We start from the raw sequence: 23,460 nt of genomic DNA on the forward strand, positions 1-23,460 counted from the left end.
CATTTCACGCAGACCTCCCTAGGTACCACACGTTTCTTCCTCTCCATCCATCTGCCTCATTTATCATGCATGATTCCGTGTAGTTATGGGGCTTCGACTTGTACCGCAGCCTTACCCTCATGCATAACCTCATATGAGATTTCTGTTCGTCAGACCAGAGATTTGCCCGTGAGTTAGTATGTTCCTCACATCCAGCTTCCTTCAGATTCCGTCTTGCGGCGGACACCCTTGCTTTCGGCTATATCCTTCCCACTACCGGGCGGATTCGGGACTTTAACCCGTTAGAAACGTGCGCCGCTAGGCGCACGGTAAAAAAAGGGCTGTCCCGGAAAAATTTCTTTTCCCGAAACAGCCCTTGGGGGAATCTTATTAATTTATTTCATATCAGCTAATAACTCCATAATCTCATTGCTTCTTTCAACAAAATTTGTCATTTCTTCTGGAGCAAGAGGTCTATAGCTTAATTTTGCAAGATCATAAAGCTGTTTACAAAACAGGTCTTTTTTATCTGATTCATCTTGAGTTAAAAGATATTTAACCAGTTTGTTTTTAACATTTAATACAAGAGTTTCAGGGCCATTAAACATTGACATATCAGCTCCTGAAGATGCATACATCTTCATCATATCCTGCATTCTTCTTCCTTCTTCTGATACTGTAAGCATTGAAGAAACATTTTCATTTTTTAAAGAAGCTGCCTGAATTGTAAGATTTTGATTATCAAGAGCTTTTTTAAAGAGTTCTGTAAGAGTTTCCTCATTTTTCTTTAATTCTTCTTCGTTGACTTCTTCATTGTCTTTAAGCTCATCTGTAACATCTGTATCAATTCTTAAGAATCTGTACTCTTCATTCTTTCTTTCAAGATGATTAATAAAATTAGGATCAATTCTGTGGTCAAGAATAATAGCATCCATTCCCTGTTCTTTAAAGAGATTTATATACTGACTTTGTTGTTTCTCATCAGTAACATAATAAATATTTTTCTTTTCTTTTTCTTCTTTATTTTCATCTACAGGTTCATTATTTTCGTCAACTACTTCAACTTCTTCCTCTTTTACAAGAAGCTCCGGTAATGTAACATATTTTTTATCAAGATTCTTAAAGAGAATGAAATCATTCATCTTAGAATCAAATTTATCATCTCTTAAGCAACCGTATTTAATAAATGGACTGATGTCATCCCAATATTTTTCATAGTTTTCTCTGTCTGTCTTACACATTCCTGAAAGCTTGTCTGCAACTTTTTTTGTAATGTAATCAGAAATTTTCTTTACAAATCCGTCATTTTGTAAAGCACTTCTTGAAACATTAAGAGGAAGGTCAGGACAATCTATAGTACCCTTTAATAACATCAAAAATTCAGGGATAACCTCTTTGATATTATCAGCGATAAATACCTGATTATTGTAAAGCTTGATTTTTCCTTCAATGGATTCATATTCCATGTTAATCTTAGGGAAATACAAAATTCCTTTTAAATTAAACGGATAATCCATATTTAAATGAATCCAGAATAATGGCTCCTTGTAATCCATAAATACTTTTCTGTAAAACTCTTTATATTCTTCTTCAGTACATTCACTTGGATTTTTAAGCCATAATGGATTAGGATCATTTAAAGCTACAGGACGCTTAAGAATTTTAACTTTTTCTTTTCTTGGAGAAACTTCTACAACTTCCTTTTCACCGTTTTCATTTTCTCGTTCCTCGGTTTTAGCCTCTTCTACTACTGTTTCAATAACAGTATCCTTATCTGTAACCTCGTCTTTTTCTACTGTTTCATACTCTTCTTTTGCATTTTCTACATTTAAAAATACAGGAGTCGGCATGAAGGAACAGTATTTTTCAATTACTTCTCTGACTCTGTATTCATTTGAAAATTCTAAGCTGTCGTCATTTAAGAATAAAGTAATGGTGGTTCCGGCTTCTTTTTTCTCCCCTTCTTTCATGGAATACTCTGTACCGCCGTCGCACTCCCAGTGTACTGCTTTTTCATCTTCTTTGTAGGATTTTGTATCGATATAAACTTCATCAGCTACCATAAATGCTGAATAAAATCCAAGGCCAAAATGTCCGATAATCTGGTCATCATTTGCTTTGTCTTTATATTTTTCAAGGAAATCAGCAGCTCCTGAAAAAGCTATCTGGTTAATATATTCTTCAACCTCTGCTGCACTCATGCCAAGTCCGTTATCTGTAAATTTAATGGTTTTATTCTCAGGACTAATCTCAACGTTTATCTTTGGCTCATAATCTTCAGCAATCTCATATTCTCCCATTATGTCAAGTTTTTTAAGCTTGGTTATGGCATCACAACCATTGGAAATAAGCTCTCTGACGAAAATATCATGATCTGAATACATCCATTTTTTTATGATAGGAAAAATATTTTGACTGTTTATTGAAAGACTTCCGTGTTTCTCACTCATTTTAAATCACTCCTTATATAAAATTAATTCGTTTATTTTTAATTTTAATCATTAGCAATCAATTCGTTCAAGTGCTAACAACACCTAAAAGTTATATTAAACCCGGCAGAATTAAAAGTCAAGAAAAAATTAGCACTCAAATAACATGAGTGCTAATCAAATATTTTTTTTAATATTTATGCTTCTTCATTTTCAATTTTTTCATTAAACATAAAATTCTTTACCCATTTGTCCCATTCAAATTCAATGGTTTTATCAATGGAAAAAGTTTTAAGTGAAGTTCCGGTAACCACTTTCAGATTGTTTTTATCAAAATGAATATTGATAAAAAGTCCCTGAATTTCTCCTTTTCTTTCAGGAATACCGGCTTTTGATAAAAAATCCTCCAGACTTTCTTTAGGAAGTTTAAGGATTATTTTTACAGAAAGGGGCAATACTTTTCCCTTTATTATTTCAAAACACAAAGGCTTTAGATTGGACCACTTTGGATATTCTTCCGGGATAATTTCAGTATCGTCAAAAAAATCCTTATTTATCCTGCCGTCTATTGATGTACTTACACTGGTGCAAATATCCGCCTTAACCAGTAAAAAATCATCAAAAGTATCCTTAACCAAAAGTTTTGACATAAAATCTTTTGTATCTAAAATCTGTAATATTGTCATTTTCTATCACTCAATTAATGTTTGCAAAATCGAAAAATGTTTCCTTTGAAGTATCTGTAGCTTCCATTAAATCAAGAGCTTTCCACTCTTTTTCATTCAGATTTGAAGATAAGGAATCCAAAAATGTTTCATAATCCTTTTCAAACTCACTTTCCTTATAATCTTTAAGCATCTTTTCGTAGTTTTTTTCGCTAAGCTCTTTATTGTCTGTTTCAACACATTTTATAATATAATAACCATCCTTTGATTTTAAAAGCTTACTTACTTCATCTTTTTTGAGTTTAAAAGCCTCTTTTTCAATATCCTCAGGTAAAACATTGTCTCCTAAGTAAATATCTTGTCGGCTTTTTGAAGCCTGGTTATATTTTCCCGCCACATAAGAAAAATCTGAACCGGATTCTATTTCTGATAAAGCTCCTTCCATCTTTTTCTTAATGGATTCTATCATGGACTTTTCTTCTTTTACAACTTTCCCATCCTTTGAAAGGGTGGTTGTCGGCCAGAAAATTTCTTCTATGCTTATGGTTTTTGCATCATCTTTACTAATGTCGCATTTTATGTCCTTTGTTTTTTGAGAATATTCCTTCATGGCAAGGGTATAATCTTCAAAAACTGTTTTTAAATCATTTTCTTCAAGATTAATATATTCTTTTTCTTCTTTAGATAGTGATTTAAAATATTTTGATGCATTGGAATCTGCTTTATTGCTTTCCTCTTTTGTAAGCTCTGTATTATCTTCTTTTGCCATGTTTAACAAACATTTTATTCTAATAAGCTCTGACATGGATTTTTCTTTTATTACTTCTTTTAAAGTCATAGCAGAATTAGCAGATTCATCTTTTGTAAGGTCTTTTGCATTATTTAAACTTCCGGCTTCCTGGTCTAAATGCCCGCTTCCAAGGACTTTTTCATATAGCATCTGATTGGCTAGAAGAAATACTTTCGCTTCTGACTTGCTACAATCAATCTTTCCCAAGGTAAAAAGGTTCTCCTGGTTATTAGAGCTATTTTTCCCACAGCCAATAATATTTACTGCAACTATTAATACTGCCATTAGGCAAACTATTGTTTTTTTCATTTTACTCTTGTTCTCCTAAAATCCCATGTCAACTGCTGCTTAATCAATCCTTGTCTTCTTTACCGTAAAGCTTTTTTAATATGCTTCCTGCCACGCTTAATCCGTTGGCTGATGCCTGCTGAAGACCTCTTGTTACGCTGGAACCGTCACCGATGGCACGAAGTCCCTTTATATTTGTTTCAAAGTCTTTATTTACTTCAACCTTGTTGGAATAAAATTTAACTTCAACACCATAAAGAAGAGTTTCATCACTGGCAATACCCGGTGTAACCTTATCAAGAGCCATAATCATTTCCTCGATATCTACCATTATTCTGTGTGGAAATACCAAAGAAAGGTCTCCCGGTACGGCATCTTTAAGGGTTGGAATAAGGTTGTTTCTGCAAAGACGCTCATCTGTGGTTCTTCTTCCACGCCTAAAATCTCCAAAGGTTTGAACCAGTATTTTTCCGTCACAAAGCATATTACTTAATTTTGCAATAATTTTTCCATATTCAATAGGAGTTTTAAAAGGTTTTGTAAAATGCTTTGATACAAGGATTGCAAAGTTTGTGTTATCTGTTTTTAAATCTTTTGACTTATAGGCATGTCCGTTTACAACAGCAAGATTTCCGTCATAATATTCTGTAGCAACCTCACCTGATGGATTTGTACAGAAAGTTCTGACTTTATCATCATAAGTCGGTGTATGATATACAAGTTTTGCCTCGTAAAGGTTTTCATTTAAAAACTCCATTACTTCATTTCTTACTTCTACCCTGACACCGATATCAACTGTTCCCACAGTAGTATTGATTCCTTTTTCAAGACAAAGATGGGCGAACCAGTCAGCTCCTTCACGACCTACTGCAGAAACTATTTCTTTTGCATAATAAGTTTCATTTTTGTCTGTGACTACTGCCTTGGCAACTCCATCTTCAATGATAATATCATCTACCATGGTATTAAAGATAATATCTACTCCCTTTTCAAGAAGGTCTGCCTGAAGTTTTCCATAGATTTTATAACCTTCTTCCGTTCCAAGGTGTCTGATAGGACATTCAATAAGCTTTAAGTTTGCTTCGATACCTTTTCTTCTTATGGTTCGTATGGCTTCCTGTTTATCTACACCATATACACTTGTATCAGCTCCAAATTTCAAATAAATATCATCGGATTCTTTAATAAGTTCTTTTGTTCTTTCATAGCCTAATATTTCAGGAAGATTTCCACCTACATCCGGTGAAAGAGATAATTTTCCATCAGAAAAAGCTCCTGCTCCGGCAAAACCTGTTGTAATGGAACATGGCTGACAATGCATACATTTTTTAGTCTTTCTCTTAGGACATTGTCTTTTTTCAATGCTTCTTCCCTTTTCAATCATAAGAACCTTAATATCCGGCTGGTTCTTCTTTAACTCATAGGCACAAAAAATACCTGAAGGGCCTGCACCTATTATTATTACATCGTAATTATTACTATTCAAATCATCATACCTCTTTTTCTACACACTAAATTCTTATCAGCTGCCCCAAAAATTTCGGGCAGTAATAAGGAATATTTTTTCACTTAAAATGAAAAAACAACCTAAATATTATATCATACTGACCTTATTTTGGTTAATTTTTTTCTTTAATCTAAATCAAAGTCATAACCTTTTTCTTTAAGGGATAATAGTTCTTTGTAAAGTCTTCCCAGGGGAAGCCCCACTACATTATCATAGCTTCCGTTTATTCCTTTAATATATTTTCCGAAAATCCCCTGTATTCCATAGGCTCCTGCCTTATCAAAGGGATCTTTTGTGGCAATATAATCCTCAATTTGTTTTTTTGTCATTTCACAGACATATACATCTGTTTTTTCATAAAAAGATACCACTTCTTCTTTTTTTGAGGCATCCATTATACAAACTCCGGTGTAAACTTCATGCGTATTGTTTTGCAAAAGTGAAAGCATTTCAAAGGCTTCTTTTTCATCCTTTGGTTTACCCATTATTTTTTTGTCATATACCACTATGGTATCTGCTGCTATAACAAGGCCTTCCTCTTTAAGAGTTTGGGCCACATCCTTAGCTTTACATAAGGCCAGTTCCATAACGATTTCATCAGGATTGGTCTTTGTAATAATCTCTTTACAGTTGCTTTTTATTATTTCAAAATCAAGTCCTATTCTTTCAAGCATCTCTTTTCTTCTGGGAGATCCTGAAGCCAGTATTATTCTTTTTTTCATTATCTTATCCTTCTTAAAGTTTTATTGCATTATTTAGTTTAAAGGAATATAAAATACATTCCTTTACATTTTTTCCAGTGACATTTTCCAAGGCAGTTTTATAAAGATCCATCTGGGTGGTATATCTGTCCACAAGTTCTTTTGGGCTTCTTACATTATCTGTTTTGTAATCAATAAGAACAATTTCATCATTTTCATACAAAAATACATCAATTATTCCTTGAATCAATACAATTTCATCTTCCTCACAATCCGGATTTATCTGACTGGCAGGTTTTCCCATTACAAATGGATTTTCCTTTACCAAATCCCCTCTTTCAAAGGCTTTAATCATACGCCCTCCAAGGTCTGACTCAAAAAGTGTAATTAAATCATCAAGCCTTACAAGCTTAGATTCTTCCTCTTCTAAAAGATTATTTTCAATCATTGTTTTTATCTGAGCTGATATGCTTTCTTTATCACAAACCTTTGAAAAGTCAAGTAATTCCAGTATTCTGTGATATGCATTTCCCCTAATGGCACCGATATTTTCTCCTTTTTTCTCAACAAAATCAGGAATATAAGGAAGGGGCACTTCTTCTTTAAAGATTTCTTCTCCCTCCTCATCTACCATATGAGCCTTTTTAATCTCCGATACGGAAAATTTGCTTTTCATGGTAATCATATTTTTAAAGGGATAAAGATAGTTTATTTTTTCCTTAAACATATCTTTATAGCCATAATCCATGTTAAAATCCAATTTCTTAAAATGTGCATATTTGTCCATTTTTTCTATGCTTTCTTCCATATTTTCTGCAAAGATGTCATATATAAAAATATCAGTAAATTTTAAATCACAGCTATCATTTTCATCAAATTCATAGGGATAGCCTTCCACCTCTTCCCCATGCTTTAAAAGATAAGCTTTTGCTGTGGGATGCCTGAAAGCAGCCCTTATAAGCCAGTCTCCCATAGAAGCTGCATTTAAAATCTCATGGTCTAAAAATGCTTTTTTATCATTTAAAACTGCATCTTTATGCTTTGAAATGTACTTATCCATATCCTTGTTAAAAATCGATAAAATAAGCTTTTCCTTTGCCCTTGTAAGAGCAACATAAAGGACTCTTAATTCCTCACCATAGTCTTCTTCCTGTATCTTATTGGAAAGATTTTTATAGGACAAAGTTTTATATTTTATCCTGTTTTTTGTATCCACATAATTCATGGCAAGACCTTTTTTGTCATGGAGCAATATACTATCACGGGTATTCATTTTATTAAATTTTTTTCCAAGATTTGCAACTATGACCACCGGAAATTCCAGTCCCTTGCTTTTATGAATACTTATTATTTTTACATTATCATCCTTCTTGCCGCCAGAGTCCGCTTCACCAAAATCAATCTCATATTTTTGCAATTTTTCAATATAACGATTAAAATTAAACAGGCCCTTATAACTGGTTTTTTCATATTCAACAGCCTTTTGTATTAACATTTTTACATTTAATACTCTTAGATTTCCTGATGGCATTGCCTGTATTATATTTAAAAAACCGCTGTCATCAAGGATATAATTTATAAGTTCATTTACCCTCATAAAAGTGGCTGCCCTGCTGTAATCTTCAATTTTTTCAAGAAACTTTTTCACTTTTTCTTTTAATAAAAGCCAGTCATTCTCCCCAATAATTCCACCTAAGGCCTCTAATTCCTTTTGTAAAATATCTTCTTTTGAAATTTCTTTATCCGGTGTTTTTTCTAAATTTATAACCTGATTTAAAAGTCTGTCTCCTTTTTCAAATTCTATAAACTCTTTATCTTCAAGGACCTCTTCATTCTCGACAGCATTTGTTTCTTTGGCTTTCTCATCAGGAATTTTATAATCAAATTGTCTTCCTGCCACCTTTAAAACTGCCTGATAAAAGAAGCTTTCATCTTTATAAGCAAGTCTGATTATTGCCAGTTCTTTTTCGGTAAAATCTCCCATCGGAGAACTCATGGTGGCACATAAAGGAATATCCTGTCTTACATTATCAATTACTGAAAGAAGAGATAATAATAGTTTTACCTCATAAGCATTAAAATAACCAGTGGAGGTATCTAACTTAGCAGGTACTCCTGCATTTAAAAAGGTGGTTAAAACCAGTTCTCCTATGCTGTTTATACTTCTATATAAAACCGCAAAATCCTTATATCTTGCAGGTCTAAGCTCTTTGGTTATTTTATCAGTAACAATAAGGGGATTTTCTCCTTCCACCATTTCCTTTATTCTTTTTGCAATAGCCAAAGCTTCGATTTCATTATTATCTTTATAAATTTCATTATCCTGTAAAAAATTCTCATCATTATTAATAAGCCAGATTTCTGTTGTATTATTACCAGCTTTACATTCTTTATAGTCCGCGTTTCCCACATAAAGGGCAGAGTTTTTATCATATTCCACATTTCCCACTTCTTTATGCATAATCTGCTCAAAGAAAAAATTTATACTGTTTAAAACCTCTTTGCGGCTTCTGAAATTCATTTTTAAATCAATTCTTCTAAAAGGAGCTTCCTCTAAGGAATAGGAATTGTATTTTTCCATGAAAAGATCCGGCTTTGACATACGAAATCTATAGATACTCTGCTTTACATCTCCTACCATAAATACATTATTTTTTCCTTCATCTTCAGTGGAAATGCTGTGTAAGAGACTATCTTGAACTTCATTACTATCTTGATATTCGTCAATAAGAATCTCATAAAAAGCTCCCCTTAATTCCAAGGCACAAGGAGTAGGATTATTCTCCTTATCCAGTAAAATATTCAGGGCAAAATGCTCAATATCATTATAATCAAGAAGATTTCTTGCGGCCTTAAGATTTGAAAATTCCTTCGTAAAATCCTTAACCAGATTAATAAGAACCTTAGCATAATTTTTGCATTTTTTTTCATATTCATAGTATTCAATTAAACTATGATTACAATAATCCTTTTTTATCTTGTCATTTATGGCCTTTTTAGATGCATCCCTGAATGCTTTAGCCAGATTTTTAGCCTCTTCTGACTGGTTTGGAGCTTTTTTTCTGGATAAGGTTTTATAATCAATTTTTTCAATCTTTTGAAGAAAATCAGAAATATCTTTGGATTTTTCAAGACTTTCATAAAAATCACTATCATCCTCCAAAGCCTCCAAATAATATTTGGGTCCATCATCCCTTTCGCATACCTTTTTTGCCATTTTGTTATATCTTTTGGCTTCTGATAATCTTTTTTGAAAGTAATTAAAACATTCTTTTAGGGTATCGCTTTTTTTAAAATCCTCAAAGCTTTCAAAATCATAGGCATTTAAACATTCATCAAGCCATTTTAAAGGATTTATATGAGATCCTGCAAAATCGAACATTTTAACAATCTTTTCTTTTAGATTATTATCACTTTTTCCTGTAGCAAAAGCTTCAACAAATTCAATGAAATCCTCATTTTTGTTTTTATAATATTCTTCCAAAACATTTGAAACAGCATCTTCTTTTAAAAGTTTGACCTCTGTTTCGTCTGCAATTTTAAAATCCGGATCCAGATTTATATAATGGAAATAATTATTTACTACAAAATAACAAAATGAATCAATGGTTGTTATTTTTGCATTATTAATAAGGGTTATCTGCCTTTGGAGATGGTCATTAAAAGGGTCTTCTTCTATGGCCTTTTCAAGGGCAATAATAATCCTTTCCTTCATTTCTGTTGCTGCTGCTTTTGTAAATGTAACTACCAAAAGCCTGTCCACATCTACAGGATTTTCTTTATCAGTTATTAATTTAATTATTCTTTCTACTAAAACCGCAGTTTTTCCGGAGCCTGCCGCTGCCGAAACCAAAATACTGCAATCCCTGGCATTTATTACCTTTTGTTGATCTTTAGTCCAGCCCACTTTCTAACTCCTTTTCTATAAGCTGCCATATTCTGTCCTCTTTAATATTTTTAAGATAATTATAGGAATAAGAATCCTCTCTGGCATCAAATCCGCATATTGCGCTGTAATTACAATAGGTACATCCGTTGACTTTATTATCGTTAAAGGGTTTTTTTGAGATATCCCCCTTCATTATCCTTTTGGCAAATTTATTAATATTAATATCCAGATATTCTGAAAGCTGTCTTATCTGCTTAGAGCTTAATTTATCCTTATCATTATTTTTTCCTTCATTTCCCGAAATATCAATATTTACAATTCCTTTAGGGGAAAGTTCCTTGACAATTGCATCATTTACATCTTCTAATTTTATTTTATCACCGTCCATTACCGGGTCATCAATATGATAATAGTAAAGACCAGCAATTATCAGCTTTTTATCCTTAAAATACTTTTCTTTAACTGATTTTACGGCATTCATATAAACCAAAAGCTGTAGGGAAATACCATAGTAAAACTCTTTTAAAGAAAAATCTTTTTTTCCGGTTTTATAATCATAAATATTAAAATAAACCCTGTCATCCTCGATTTTTAAATCAATTCTGTCTATTCGCCCTTTTAAATAAAGCTCAAATTTATCTTTAAACTCATCAAGTTCTATATTCTTTTTAATCTTAAAAGGAAATTCAAATTCATCCGGTTTGAATTTTTGCGTGTTTAACTGCATTTTTATAGCCCAGACTGTTCTTTCCATAAGTCGTCTGATTCTATTTATGTTATATTCATTCCGGCTTGTTTCATAAAGAACTTCTTTATTAAGACTTTCAATGGCAAGGTCAACACTTTTATGAGAAATTTCTTTTGAAATATCCTCAGGAATATCTATCCAGTCATATCCTTTTTCCTTTAAGGAAGAAGAATAAATTTCAAGAGATTTATGCATAATACTTCCCAGATAAAGATTGTCAAATTCATAATTTTCCCTGTCATTTAATCTTAAGCCGTAATCTAAAAAATGGGAAAAGGCACATTTTGAAAAATCCTCCAGTCTGGTAACTGAATTTTCCAAAGAATCTCCATATAATAATCTTGATAAGGCAAAGCCAAGTTCCTTGTCATCATTGGTAAAAAACGCAGCCTCCTCTATTTTTCTTAGAAGAAGTTTATCCTTAACATTATCCTTTAATAAGCCATATAAATCCTTCCATTCATCTTTAAAATCCCCTTCTTTTATGGATTTTGAAATGGTTTTAGCCAGATAATCAAGGGCGGTTTTTTCGTTATAAATGCCTAAAATCCCTTCTTTTGCTCCTTCATCAAATACTTCCTTTTCAGGAAACATATATTTAAGATTTTTTATAATAAAAGATGGTCTTAGTGTCTTTCCCTGATTATCATTTTTACTAAAGCAAATATATAATTTTTCAGAAGGCTTTGTCATATTAAGATAAATATAAAACCTTTCAATGTAGGCCTTTTTTCTGGCACCATAAGCAAGTTTCACCCTGCTTTCAAGATATTCTCTTTCCATGGAGGAAATAATTCCACCACTTTGGGAATTTGAAGGAATAACCCCTTCATTTACTCCTAAAATAAATAATACCTTTATATCATCAAACCTTGTTCTTTCAATATCTCCTACCTGAACCATGTCAAGTCCCTGAGGTATGATTCCTATTTTACATTCTTCAAATCCGGCATCTAAAATACAAGAATATTCATTAAGAGACATTTTTTCATCTCCTAATAAAGTGACATATTTGTCAAACATATCAATAACAGTTTTGTAAATCTGACTGTATTCTTTTTCTAAAGAAGGTTCATTATTCTTAGCAAAGTAAATTTCATATTCCTTAAGGCGTTTTTGCATTTCAAGCTTAGTTATAAAATCATAAAGTGCCCTGGTTTTTTCTCCAACATTGTTTTCTTTATCTCTTAAAACAATATACAAATCCTCCAGTAAAACAAGAAGTTTTTTTCTTAGATAGTTAATATAGTCAACCTGCACTTTTTCATAACCCTTTGGAATATAAACAAAGTCCTTTTTCCACTTTTTATAGCCCTTTATCCCTGCTGTAACGCAGTAATTTTCAAGAATGTCACAATCATCTTTGGATAAAACATCCATTCCGCATTTTAAAAATCTGAATACACTTTGAAAAGAAAAGTCCCTGTCTGCAATCTCTAATGCTGCTCTGATACATTCAATAAAAGGATTTTGTAAGATGTCCCTTTTATAATCCATAAAAAACGGTATTTCAAAATTATTAAAGGTTTTTTCAAAATAGTTTCCATAGATTTCCATATCACCGCATACAATTCCAATATCTTTAAATCTGATATTTTCATTTCTTACCAGTTTATCTATGGTATCTGCAACATATTCCACTTCCATATCCGGATTATTGCAGGAATGAAAAGATATTTCATCACCAATTTTTTTGTAAATATTCTGATTATATCGAAAAAGATTTTTTTCAAGAAATTCCAGTTCTCCATCGGCTTTAAAACGATATTGTTTATCTAAAATAATATCTTCTTTTACCGGACTGCCGGCACTTGCAGCTATATTTTTTAAAGTTCTGATGGTATTTTTTGACAGATTAAAAAGCTCCTGCTCTTTAGGTGCTTTAGTTAAATCCTCTTTATGGTCTATTGTAACTGTAACAATAAGCTCTTTACATACCTTTAAAAGCTCTTCTAATACCCTTTCCTGAATAGGTGTAAAACCTGTAAAACCATCTAGGACAATGGTGGTATTTTTTAACTTTTTAGATTTTTTGATAACTTGGCATAATAAGTCTAAAACCTGCTCTGCCGTAACAAAATCATTTTCCAAAAATTCTTCAAAACCTTTGTAAATGGTATGGATATCCTTTAATTTCAAGGATAATACACTGGCAGGTTTTTCTTTTTGTACCAGTTTAAAAAGATCATCTGTATCTACATTATACTGGGTAAACTCTGAGATAATAGAGCGTAGATTGGTAATATAGCCAATTTTATTGACATTTGCCCCTAATACATTAAGATTTTCCTTTTCCTGGCCCATCACCCTTTTTAAAACAAGATTTTTTCCGGTATCTTCTAAAATAGTCTTTTTAAGAGAACCTGTTTCTTCAAAAATCCTAAAAGCAAGCCTTTGAAAACTTAAAACATCAATGTTCATCATACCAAGACCAGGATGTACCTTTACTATATTTCTCTGAGTACTCATGGTAAACTGTTCCGGCACAATTACCAGAAAAGCAGCCTTTTTATCTTCAATAGACTGCTTTGTAATATAATCAAATACATATTTTGATTTTCCGCTTCCCGCATTTCCCAAAACTAATTGTAAAGCCATATTTTTCCCCTATCTTTTTTAAACTATAATCTTTTGTTGTAAGATTCCAAATCTTCACATTCCGGGAAATATTCAATGAACTCATCCACAATTGCATCATCTTTTGAAATCACAAAAGTCGCACTGCCGTTCCAGGGAATAATTTCTATATCTGCTAAAGGATGCTGTAGTGAAATACCATTATCCCAAAATCCCGGATAAACATCTGCACATGGAAATTCATATTCTAAAATTTCCTTTAACTCCACATCTTTTTTAAAGGCAGATAAAACCGCCCACTCCCATTTAAAGTTTTCCACATTTAAAATAGCTTGGAGCTGACGCCCTGACATCCAGTTATATTTTTTTAAGAAAATGGTATCTATATCATCATTTTCAGGATAACATTCTGTGTCTGTAATAAACCAGTTATAGTCGAGATTTTTATTATTAATGGCTTTAATAATCTCTAACAGATCCATAAAATATCTTTTTCCTTCGTGTAATACAACACCCTTCATACGCATATTCTCCTCGTTTTTAACGGCATTAAACCGTTAAGTCAAATCTTAGTTTACTAATTATTTCTTACATTAAGCTGTTCTTTTTCAACCTTATAAGACATAAGATTTAAGAGGTAAAGAGGCATTTTTCTATTGCCAAGTTCCCAATCTGTAACAGTTCTGTAGGGAATTTCAAAATATTCACAAAATTCCTTTCTGTTCATCCCCGTACTTTTCCTAAGCTCAATTAAGACGTCTTTGCTATCGGTAATTTTCATTTTTACATTTTCTCCCTATTAGTCTATGCTAGAGCTATTATAACACAGTTTATTTATTTGGAACATAAAGATATTTTCGTAAATGCTATTTTAAACATCATCTGCTTTTTCCAACATTTCCAGTAAATCCGAAGTAATACACCCTATGGTTTCATAATGCATAAAATCAAGTATGCATTTATCCACCCAGATTTTTAAAGATGCCGGCATATCATCTTCTTCATCCTCATCCCAAAAAACAAGTCTTATATGTACCATTGGAAATGCTTCAAATTCAAAACCACAATCTCCTTCATTAATTTCTATTCCACAAGCTTTCTTACAAAGGCTTCTTAACCTATCTACCCTGTTTTTAAACCTTTCTTCAAAGGGCCAGATTAAAGGATCTTTTACATAGGGATTTGCCACAACCTCCCCTTGTAATGATGATGCAAGCATATACTCACCTGAAACAACCGGCATTTCCTTTGTATAGGTAAAAAGATGATAAATAGCCATTGCCTCGTTAAAACATACTCTTTCATCATCCCATTTATCATCAATTAATTTTTCGATTTTACCATTTTGACAGTTTAATCTGTATTCATTGTTAAAATATCTAATGTGGGGATTTCCATCAATTATTTGTAAATGCAAAATATTAGATATTTTTTGGGGATTAAAACCGCTAAATTTCTGATACCATATTATAGCATCTTCTTCGTGCTCGCTAAAAGCTACTCCTCTGTTTTGAAAAGCGTGATAATTTATACTCATAAATACCTCCTAATATTTCCTGTCAGCCTTTAAAGTGGTGACACATATTCCATCATGGGAAAAATCAATAACTCCCTCAAAGCCAGCCCTGCTGTAAAAACCTGCCACTTCACCGGCAGCCTGATACACTCCAAGCATTAAAGGCCATTCTTTTATTATTTTTTCTTTGGCAGATAAAAGAGGCATTTTTAAAGGTTTGACAAACTCCTGTAAAACATAAAAGCTATTCATGTTTTTTCTTAAGATACCTTCCCATTCATCCTTACTTACATCCATTCCTGCACATACTCCCATCGAACCAAATCCCTCTTCAGGCTTTACTATCCATAAATCTTTATTTTCAAGGGCTTCCTTTAAAATGTGTTTTTCTAAATCATCCCTTAAATAATAGGTTTTTGGAATATGTAAATTTATAAAATCTATCTCTTCATCTGTAAGAAAAGCCTTTGTTTTTTTGTGATGCAAGGCGATATTTATAATCTTTGAATGGGCAATAGAAGTCCTAAAATGCCCCAGCAAAACCACTTTTTCAGCCTCTACGGCCTTAATTAGATTTTCACATTCATCCATTCGTTTTAATATTTCACCGGTTACAAGCCTTCGATATATTCCATGAATAACCCTGCCATCTGTCTTATCAGTTAGTCTTTCACCGTCAAATTCTAAATCTCTCACATCAACAAACTTAGCATTTATGCCGGCTTTCTTAAAACATTCTATAAATCTGTTAAAATCGCTCATAACACCTTCTTCCCTAAAATCCACTATAGCAAAATTTGGGGTGTCTACTGCGTTTTTATCAGAAAAATAAACCTGTAAAAGTTTCTTTGTAATAAAGCTTATACTGTCCATACAAAAAAGCTTATATTCCTTGGACATTAATTTAACTGCCTCTCCCTTTAGGATAAGATTTGAAATTTCCAAGTCCCTGCTCATGCCCCCGGAGCCGTCGGTATTAAACTCACAAAATTTAAAATCCCAAAGACCCTTATCCACATTTTCCGGGGAGATAAACATATCATACCTTCCAACGGGAATGACTTCTTCATAATTACAAGGCAGGCAGATAAGCCTTTCTAAGTCTTTTGAAAAGCCAAATATTTTTCTGTATTCTTCATCTATAATATATCTGTTTGTAATTTTACCTAAAATCCCCTGCAATATCTTTAATATTTCATTAAAAAATTCCAGATCATTATCATTTATAAATAACGGGATATAAGAAAAAGGAACAGGCTTTCCATGAGCTAAAATATCAGAATTTTTAATATATTCCACTGATTTACCTCTGTTATTTTCATCTAATCCTGTTTTATTTAACGAGTCAATAAAAGCTTGATTTTCTATATACATACAGTTTTTCCCTTCTAAGAAAAGCATTTTCTTTAGTAAAGCGGACATTCGGAATCCGCTTCGCTACTTCCTCATGAACGCAGTGGCACTTTGTGCCACCTGTCAGAAGGGGCTTTAACCCCTTCTGACACTAGTAAGCTTATACCCCCGCTTAAAGCTTACGCTTTTGAAGCGGGGGATTGCTTACACTGCGTTCATAGTAACATTTTATTAAAAAACATCAAAAAGGGAAATCCCAGAAACCTAAGACTTCCCTTTGTATATAATTACTTCTCCTGTTTTCTTATTTATCGGTTGTTTTTTTAATAATAATAGCTCTTTAGTTTTTCTTTTGGTCAACACTTAATAAAACCCTGTCATCATCAAGATTTTTTCCTGCATTTAAACTGAATTTTTCCAGTAAATCCGACACTTTCATGTGGCTTCTTTCCTCTCTAAAAACATCAAAAACAATCCTTCCACAGTCCATCATAAGAGTCCTGTTTCCAAGCTCTAAAGCCTGATTCATATTGTGAGTTACCATAAGACAGGTTATATTTCTTTCTTTTACAATGCTTTTGGTAAGTTCTAAAACCTTTGCTGCCGTAGCAGGATCTAAGGCCGCAGTATGCTCATCAAGTAATAAAAGTTTCGGTGTAACCAAAGTAGCCATTAAAAGTGTAAGAGCCTGTCTTTGACCTCCGGATAAAAGACCTACAGGATGATTCATCCTGTCTTCAAGTCCCATATTTAAAAGAGAAAGATGCTCTTTAAACATTTCCTTATCTTTTTTGGAAACTCTGGTGAAAATCTGGTATTTTCCCGTGGAAACCCTTAAATAGGCAATGGCTAGATTTTCCTCTATTGTCATATGAGGTGCTGTTCCCTTCATGGGATCCTGAAATAGATATCCTAACATTTTTGCTCTTTCATGTTCTCTCATAAAGGTAATATCTTCGCCATCTAATTCAATTAATCCTCTGTCTACATAAAAGGAGCCTGCTATGGCATTAAAAAGTGTGGATTTTCCTGCACCGTTTGAACCTACGATAGTGGCAAAATCTCCTCTTTTTAAATCCAGATCAAGACCTGAAAGAGCCTGTTTTTCATTTATGCTTCCTTTATTAAAAGTCTTATATATATTTTTAAGTCTTAACATAATTATTTTGCCCTCCCAAGTGCTTTGTTTTCTGCTTCATGGGCTTTTTTAGCCTCTGTTTTTGCCTTTTGTAAAAGGAAATATTCTTTGCACCTTGGTGCTGCTATGGCTACTGCGATAATAATGGCTGAAACCAGCTTAAAGGCCTCTGTAGGAACATTTAATCTAAGTGCCATGGCAACAATAAATCTATATAAGCAAGAACCACAAACCACTCCCACTATTCCTTTTTTTACACTGTAACGACCAAATATGGTTTCACCTATCACCAAAGAAGCAAGGGCTATGGTTACCATACCGGTACCAAGATTTATATCACAACTTTTATTATATTGTCCTATAAGACAGCCTGCTAAAGCCGTAAAGGAATTGGCCACGCAAAGACCTACCGTAATGGTGCCTGCTGTATTTATGGAAGAGGATTTTACCATTGCCTCGTTATCACCTGTGGCACGAATGGAAAGACCAAGTCTTGTTCCCAGGAAAAATGCCATGGAAAGACAAGAAATTAAAACAATTATAAAAAGTAAAATAAGCTTGTGCCATTCTGTCCAGAAAGGTGAATCACTTATTCCCTTAAAGAGGGAGAAAACCGTATCTACACCAAATATTGATATATTTGATGAAAGTCCCATTACAAAAAGATTTATTGTATAAAGACCGGTATTTACAATGATTCCCGCCAGGATAGATTCAACATTTAATCTGGTTTGTAAAAATGCTGTTATAAAACCAGAGCAAACACCTGCAATCATTGCCAAAGGTATTGCCAAAATAGGATGCCCCGCCATAGTGGTAATGGCTCCTACTGCACAGCCTAAGGTATAACAGCCGTCTGTAGAAAGGTCACATAAATTCAAGATTGAGAAACTTAAATATAAGGACAGTGCAACCAGAGAGTAAATAAGTCCTACCTCCAGTGCCGTTTGTATAATTGCAGGTGTAATAAACATTAATTGCCTCCTAAAAATTCTATTTTTTCAACATTTTTTGCAGGTCCTCTAACTCCTGCAAATCCACTTTTACGGAATATACACAATATTATTTTTATTCAAATTCTTTTGCTGTTTGTGTTTCAACAATATCAGAACAATAATCTGAATAAGCTTGTTTTAAATCCTCTAATTTATAACCTAATTCTTCAGAAATTTCTGTATTTACGGTAGCTATACCATTATCAAAGGTTTTAACTGCAAGACTTGCAGGGTCTTTTTTCTCAGCTAATATTTCCACTACCATATCTGCTGTTTCTTTTCCAAGATTTGAATAATCAACTCCATATCCAAGAAATGCTCCGTTTAAGGCAAAGGAGTCAGCTCCTGCGAAATGAGCAATCTTTGCATCTTTGAATTTTTCATAAATGCTAAGCTGTGCTGTCATAACTGTGTTATCGGTAGGAGTAAATACCGCATCTACTCCCTCAGCTACAAGGGCATCTGCTGCTGATGTTACCTCATCAACTGTTGTTCCAGTTTTTTCAATATATTTAATATTTTTTGCATCTAAATACTCTTTTGCTTCTTCAATTGCCTTTTTGGAAGCATCTTCGCTTTTTGAATAAAGAAGTCCCACATAATCTGTATCAGGATTTGTGGCAAAAATAAGATTCATAATAGCCTCGGTATTTAAGGCATCAGAAGTTCCTGTGATATTACTTCCCGGTTTTTCCATTGATTCTACAAGACCTGCACCTACAGGATCTGTAACTGCTGAAAATACAACAGGAATAGGATTTTCCTCTGTAGCTGACTGAACAATCTGTGCTGTCGGAGTCGCAATTGGAACAATAATATCTACTTTTTTATCTATTAACTCCGCTGTCATCTGATTAAGAGCTGTGGCATCAGCCTGTCCGTTATAGGTATAATCCTCATAATCAAAGGTTATTCCAAGTTCTTTTGACTTTGCGTCAAGTTCATCTTCAAGATTTTTTTCAATCTGGTTTAACGAAGCGTCATCTACAAACTGTATAATTCCTACTTTGTAGCTTTTTTCATCGTTGTCTGTTTGTTCCGTGGTGTTTTTACTACTTGTGTCATTTGTCTTGGTATTTCCCCCACAAGCTGCCAAAGATACTGTCATTACTGCTGCTAAAGTAAGTGCTAAAAATTTTCTCATTTTCACGTCCTCCTTAAATATGCTTTTTTAATAATGAGATAAAGTAACCTTTGGGACAAAAGTGTTGATATTAAAAAAAGCTTTTATCCCACATAATACATGGGACAAAAGCTTATATATCACTTCTGCGGTGCCACCCAAATTAGCATAAAAAATATGCTCACTCTTCACATCGAATCAATGCGTTTGACTGATAACGGGTCAAAACTCCGTCGCTTCTTACATAATTACTTATTTCAAAGCGCCCTCAAAAGTCCATTCATCCGAAGCATCTTAATGCACATCTCAGCAACCGTGCAATCTCTGTAACCAACGCTGTTTTCGAACTACTACTCTTTCTCACAGGTTTTTATATGTGAATAATTATAAGTTGGCATTATACTTTTGTCAAGTAAATTCTTAAAGTAATAAAGTTATTTTTTCTATTATTTTAAAGGATACTTATTTGTGAGTTTTTCAACTATTTGTCTGCTTTTTTCTACAGCACTTTCCCCTTCATTAATCACAAAAGCTATGGCTTTAGCCACTTCTTCAAAGTCCTCTTCCACAAGACCTCTTGTGGTGGCTGCCGGTGTACCAAGACGAATTCCACTGGTTACAAAAGAACTTTGAGGATCGTTTGGAATTGTATTTTTATTGGCTGTAATATGAGCCATATCAAGAAGCTTTTCAACCTCTTTTCCTGTAAGATTCTTCGGAGTTAAGTCAAGTAACATAAGGTGATTATCAGTATCTCCGGATACGATTTTTATGCCTTCTTTCTTTAATCCGTTGCAAAGAACTTTGGCATTTTTTATAATCTGACTTTGATATTCTTTAAAAGAAGGCTGTAATGCCTCTTTAAAACAGACTGCCTTTCCTGCTATAACATGCATTAAAGGTCCTCCCTGAATTCCCGGGAAAATTGCCTTGTTAAAGTTGAATTTTTCTGCTATTTCTTTGCTTGAAAGAATCAGACCACCCCTTGGTCCCCTTAAGGTCTTGTGGGTAGTAGTAGTAACTACATCTGCAAAACCTATTGGACTTGGATGAAGACCTGCTGCCACAAGTCCTGCAATATGAGCCATGTCCACCATCAAATAAGCTCCAACTTCGTCTGCAATCTGACGGAATTTTTTGAAATCAATAGTCCTTGCATAGGCAGAAGCCCCGGCGATAATCATTTTCGGTTTGCAATCTTTAGCAATTTTTAATACCTCATCATAATCAATAACGCCGTCATTTGTAACCCCGTAAGGTACAACATTAAAATAGGTTCCTGAGAAATTTGCCGGTGAACCGTGAGTTAAATGTCCCCCATGTTCCAAATTCATTCCCATAATGGTATCATTTGGTTTTAACATGGCAAACTGAACTGCCATATTTGCCTGGGCACCAGAGTGGGGCTGAACATTTGCATATTCACATGAAAAAAGCTTTTTAGCTCTTTCAATGGCAAGGGTCTCGACTTCGTCTACAATTTCACATCCTCCGTAATATCTGTGTCCAGGATAACCTTCAGCATATTTATTTGTAAAAATGCTTCCCATTACTGACATTACAGCAGGGCTTACCCAGTTTTCAGATGCAATAAGCTCGATGTGAGAATTTTGTCTTTCAAATTCCTTTACAACCGTCGAGGCGATTTCCGAGTCAGTCTCTTTGATGTCTTCAAGTGTGTACATGTTTTTCTCCTTTAGCTTTAATAATTCATTTTTTCTGGGATTACTATATTATTTACACCCCTTTAGTAATTCATTGTTTTAAATCACTAAAGTATATTATAATGTAAAATCCATAGTTTGTGTAAAAAAAAATATAAATTTATTATTGTATTATAGCAAAAAAAGGAATCAACAAATATTTATTATCAAGACAAAAAACAGCCAAATATATGTTTTCTTTTAAATTCACGCCAAATTTTTGTATAATAAAAGTAATCTACTAAAAATTTATAATAAATATTACATTCGGGAGATTAATATGAAAAAGAAAATCTTTGATATTATACAAATCAGTGATAAATCCAATATAGTTAGCCGTGCCTTTGACTTAACACTGGTAATAATAATCTTTACCAATATAGGGGTAATGTTTTTAGAGACTTTTTCTGAATTATATCTTTACAAGGCTCTTTTTAAAAAGATAGAATTCTGGACAACCATGTTTTTTTTGATGGAATATATTCTTAGAATATGGACAGCTGATTATCTTTATCCAAAGACAGATAAAATAAAGGCAAGACTAAAATTTTTAATAAGTTTTGATGGGATAATCGACCTGTTAACAATTATTCCTACTTTATATCTGACAGGTTTTGTGGCTTTTAGAATGCTTAGAGTTGTAAGAATATTCCATCTTTTCAGATTAAATGCCCAATATGACTCTTTTAATGTCATCACATCGGTTATCATAGAAAAGAAAAACCAGATTGCTTCTTCCATTTTCATAATAATGATATTAATGCTAGCAGGAAGCTTATGTATGTATTCTGCAGAGCATGAAGCCCAACCGGAGGTATTTAATAATGCTTTTTCCGGAATATGGTGGGCTGTAAGTACAGTTTTAACTGTAGGCTACGGGGATATATACCCGATAACGGCTCTTGGAAAGTTTATGGCAATAATCATAGCCTTTTTGGGAGTAGGCGCAGTGGCGATTCCTACCGGTATTATAAGTGCCGGTTTTGTGGAAGAGTATACTAAAGATCAGCATATACTAAACTATTCCAACTTAGACAGCAAAGACATTTTAGAAATTAAAGTAGAAAAAAATGATGATTTTTGTAATAAAAAAATAATGGAGATTAAGGATATAATCATCTATCTTATAATAAGGGATGAACTTTCCATATTGCCCACCCCTTCTTTGACTTTGAAAAAAAATGATATTATTATTTTTAAAAAATTTAATTAAGGGGCTATATATGAGATTTCTCCCCTTTTGATATGTTTGTTTTCCTTTTCTAATTTTTTAAGGGAAAGCTTACAATAAGCCTCTTCCACATCTATTCCTATGCTGTTTCTGTCTGTCATTAAGGCTGCAAGCATGCTTGTACCACTGCCACAAAGGGGGTCTAAAACCGTATCCCCCACAAAAGAAAACATTTTTACAAGCCTTAAGGCAAGTTCTAAAGGAAAAGGGGCAGGATGTCCGGCTCTGGTGGAAGCTCCGGGCATTGTCCAGATTTGACTAAACCATTCATAAAAATCCTCTTTATCAATTTTACTTAACTGCCTTTGCTCTTTAGTAGGTTTTCTGTAACCTCCCGGTTTTCTCTCCATTAAAATATATTCCATATCATTTTTAATAATGGCATTCGGCTCAAAAGGCTTTCCCAAAATAGAACTTCTTTTGTTTGCCTCATACTTTGCATTGGATATTTTGTGCCAGAGAATAGGATTTAAGTTATCAAAACCTATTTTCCTGCAAAAAACCGCAATGTCTGAATGAAGGGGCATAACCACATGCCTTCCGTATTTTTTTCTGGAAAGACAGACATCTCCGGCTACACAAACCACCCTTCCCCCGGGAACTAAAACCCTGTAACATTCCTTAAAAACCTTTGAAAGTTCGTCTAGGAAGGTTTCATAATCATCAATTATCCCCAGTTGATTTTCTCCTCTTTCATAAGGCTTTAAATTAAAATAGGGAGGGGAGGTTAAAACAAGATGTACGCTTTCATCTTCTATAAAATCAAGATTTCTGGCATCTTTGTTGTATATTGTATGCTTTGTCATTTTCCTTTGTTAATCCTTTTTT

At 33.4% G+C, this 23,460-nt stretch carries 17 protein-coding genes and 1 other annotated feature; of the genes, 1 reads left to right on the plus strand and 16 read right to left on the minus strand.

From position 1 onward, the window contains the following. Positions 1 to 374: 374 nt before the first annotated feature. The 15 genes from htpG to glyA form a co-directional block, all read right to left on the minus strand. Positions 375 to 2,429 (minus strand): molecular chaperone HtpG, encoded by a 2,055-nt coding sequence (gene htpG / locus BM153_RS10650; protein WP_092873554.1) that lies wholly within the window; start codon positions 2,427 to 2,429, stop codon positions 375 to 377. Between the two features lie 176 nt (positions 2,430 to 2,605). Continuing rightward, the gene (locus tag BM153_RS10655; protein ID WP_092873556.1) at positions 2,606 to 3,094 is read right to left on the minus strand and encodes a DUF5721 family protein; all 489 of its coding nucleotides are present in this window, start codon (positions 3,092 to 3,094) and stop codon (positions 2,606 to 2,608) included. A gap of 10 nt (positions 3,095 to 3,104) precedes the next feature. Continuing rightward, entirely contained in the window at positions 3,105 to 4,172 is a 1,068-nt protein-coding gene (locus tag BM153_RS10660; protein ID WP_092873558.1) for a peptidylprolyl isomerase, read from the minus strand. Positions 4,173 to 4,215: 43 nt separating this feature from the next. Beyond that, positions 4,216 to 5,637 carry an NAD(P)/FAD-dependent oxidoreductase gene (locus tag BM153_RS10665; RefSeq protein ID WP_092873560.1) on the minus strand — a complete coding sequence of 474 codons (1,422 nt, stop codon included), beginning with the start codon at positions 5,635 to 5,637 and terminating at the stop codon, positions 4,216 to 4,218. A gap of 146 nt (positions 5,638 to 5,783) precedes the next feature. Then, entirely contained in the window at positions 5,784 to 6,380 is a 597-nt protein-coding gene (locus BM153_RS10670) for a Maf family protein (RefSeq protein ID WP_092873562.1), read from the minus strand. Between the two features lie 13 nt (positions 6,381 to 6,393). Beyond that, positions 6,394 to 10,266: a UvrD-helicase domain-containing protein gene (locus BM153_RS10675; RefSeq protein WP_092873564.1), complete on the minus strand. Its 3,873-nt coding sequence runs from the start codon at positions 10,264 to 10,266 to the stop codon at positions 6,394 to 6,396. Continuing rightward, positions 10,253 to 13,594, minus strand: a complete 3,342-nt coding sequence (locus BM153_RS10680; protein WP_092873566.1) for a PD-(D/E)XK nuclease family protein — start codon at positions 13,592 to 13,594, stop codon at positions 10,253 to 10,255. The genes BM153_RS10675 and BM153_RS10680 overlap by 14 nt, the downstream gene beginning before the upstream one ends. Before the next feature lie 23 nt (positions 13,595 to 13,617). Next, positions 13,618 to 14,094 carry a DUF2691 family protein gene (locus tag BM153_RS10685; RefSeq protein WP_092873568.1) on the minus strand — a complete coding sequence of 159 codons (477 nt, stop codon included), beginning with the start codon at positions 14,092 to 14,094 and terminating at the stop codon, positions 13,618 to 13,620. Between the two features lie 56 nt (positions 14,095 to 14,150). Beyond that, positions 14,151 to 14,300, minus strand: coding sequence for a helix-turn-helix domain-containing protein (locus tag BM153_RS10690; RefSeq protein ID WP_330392100.1), 150 nt, complete (start codon positions 14,298 to 14,300; stop codon positions 14,151 to 14,153). 144 nt (positions 14,301 to 14,444) lie between these two features. Then, the gene (locus BM153_RS10695) at positions 14,445 to 15,110 is read right to left on the minus strand and encodes a DUF3786 domain-containing protein (RefSeq protein ID WP_092873572.1); all 666 of its coding nucleotides are present in this window, start codon (positions 15,108 to 15,110) and stop codon (positions 14,445 to 14,447) included. A gap of 9 nt (positions 15,111 to 15,119) precedes the next feature. Next, positions 15,120 to 16,463 carry an ATP-grasp domain-containing protein gene (locus tag BM153_RS10700; RefSeq protein ID WP_092873574.1) on the minus strand — a complete coding sequence of 448 codons (1,344 nt, stop codon included), beginning with the start codon at positions 16,461 to 16,463 and terminating at the stop codon, positions 15,120 to 15,122. A 319-nt stretch (positions 16,464 to 16,782) separates the two neighbouring features. After that, the gene (locus BM153_RS10705; RefSeq protein ID WP_092873576.1) at positions 16,783 to 17,601 is read right to left on the minus strand and encodes an ABC transporter ATP-binding protein; all 819 of its coding nucleotides are present in this window, start codon (positions 17,599 to 17,601) and stop codon (positions 16,783 to 16,785) included. A gap of 2 nt (positions 17,602 to 17,603) precedes the next feature. Then, positions 17,604 to 18,554, minus strand: coding sequence for an ABC transporter permease (locus tag BM153_RS10710; RefSeq protein ID WP_092873579.1), 951 nt, complete (start codon positions 18,552 to 18,554; stop codon positions 17,604 to 17,606). 94 nt (positions 18,555 to 18,648) lie between these two features. Continuing rightward, positions 18,649 to 19,719, minus strand: coding sequence for an ABC transporter substrate-binding protein (locus BM153_RS10715; protein WP_092873581.1), 1,071 nt, complete (start codon positions 19,717 to 19,719; stop codon positions 18,649 to 18,651). Between the two features lie 97 nt (positions 19,720 to 19,816). Further along, positions 19,817 to 20,071: a binding site (T-box leader), on the minus strand. A gap of 73 nt (positions 20,072 to 20,144) precedes the next feature. Then, on the minus strand, positions 20,145 to 21,383 hold the full coding sequence (gene glyA / locus BM153_RS10720; RefSeq protein ID WP_092873584.1) for a serine hydroxymethyltransferase: 1,239 nt from the start codon (positions 21,381 to 21,383) through the stop codon (positions 20,145 to 20,147). A 298-nt stretch (positions 21,384 to 21,681) separates the two neighbouring features. Between glyA and BM153_RS10725 the strand changes: the two genes are divergently transcribed. After that, entirely contained in the window at positions 21,682 to 22,614 is a 933-nt protein-coding gene (locus BM153_RS10725; RefSeq protein ID WP_092873587.1) for an ion transporter, read from the plus strand. On the opposite strand, the gene BM153_RS10730 is transcribed toward BM153_RS10725, so the two are convergent. Beyond that, positions 22,611 to 23,438, minus strand: a complete 828-nt coding sequence (locus tag BM153_RS10730) for a DNA-methyltransferase (RefSeq protein WP_092873590.1) — start codon at positions 23,436 to 23,438, stop codon at positions 22,611 to 22,613. The genes BM153_RS10725 and BM153_RS10730 overlap by 4 nt on opposite strands. Between the last annotated feature and the right edge of the window lie 22 nt (positions 23,439 to 23,460).

The organism is Acetitomaculum ruminis DSM 5522 (assembly GCF_900112085.1).
In the GTDB taxonomy this organism is placed as follows: domain Bacteria; phylum Bacillota; class Clostridia; order Lachnospirales; family Lachnospiraceae; genus Acetitomaculum; species Acetitomaculum ruminis.

Excerpts from the sequence above, each read along its gene's own strand:
- htpG (WP_092873554.1), bottom strand. The coding sequence starts at position 2,429 with ATGAGTGAGAAACACGGAAGTCTTTCAATAAACAGTCAAAATATTTTT.
- BM153_RS10655 (WP_092873556.1), bottom strand. The coding sequence starts at position 3,094 with ATGACAATATTACAGATTTTAGATACAAAAGATTTTATGTCAAAACTT.
- BM153_RS10660 (WP_092873558.1), bottom strand. The coding sequence starts at position 4,172 with ATGAAAAAAACAATAGTTTGCCTAATGGCAGTATTAATAGTTGCAGTA.
- BM153_RS10670 (WP_092873562.1), bottom strand. The coding sequence starts at position 6,380 with ATGAAAAAAAGAATAATACTGGCTTCAGGATCTCCCAGAAGAAAAGAG.
- BM153_RS10680 (WP_092873566.1), bottom strand. The coding sequence starts at position 13,594 with ATGGCTTTACAATTAGTTTTGGGAAATGCGGGAAGCGGAAAATCAAAA.
- BM153_RS10685 (WP_092873568.1), bottom strand. The coding sequence starts at position 14,094 with ATGAAGGGTGTTGTATTACACGAAGGAAAAAGATATTTTATGGATCTG.
- BM153_RS10690 (WP_330392100.1), bottom strand. The coding sequence starts at position 14,300 with ATGAACAGAAAGGAATTTTGTGAATATTTTGAAATTCCCTACAGAACT.
- BM153_RS10695 (WP_092873572.1), bottom strand. The coding sequence starts at position 15,110 with ATGAGTATAAATTATCACGCTTTTCAAAACAGAGGAGTAGCTTTTAGC.
- BM153_RS10700 (WP_092873574.1), bottom strand. The coding sequence starts at position 16,463 with ATGTATATAGAAAATCAAGCTTTTATTGACTCGTTAAATAAAACAGGA.
- BM153_RS10705 (WP_092873576.1), bottom strand. The coding sequence starts at position 17,601 with ATGTTAAGACTTAAAAATATATATAAGACTTTTAATAAAGGAAGCATA.
- BM153_RS10710 (WP_092873579.1), bottom strand. The coding sequence starts at position 18,554 with ATGTTTATTACACCTGCAATTATACAAACGGCACTGGAGGTAGGACTT.
- BM153_RS10715 (WP_092873581.1), bottom strand. The coding sequence starts at position 19,719 with ATGAGAAAATTTTTAGCACTTACTTTAGCAGCAGTAATGACAGTATCT.
- glyA (WP_092873584.1), bottom strand. The coding sequence starts at position 21,383 with ATGTACACACTTGAAGACATCAAAGAGACTGACTCGGAAATCGCCTCG.
- BM153_RS10725 (WP_092873587.1), top strand. The coding sequence starts at position 21,682 with ATGAAAAAGAAAATCTTTGATATTATACAAATCAGTGATAAATCCAAT.
- BM153_RS10730 (WP_092873590.1), bottom strand. The coding sequence starts at position 23,438 with ATGACAAAGCATACAATATACAACAAAGATGCCAGAAATCTTGATTTT.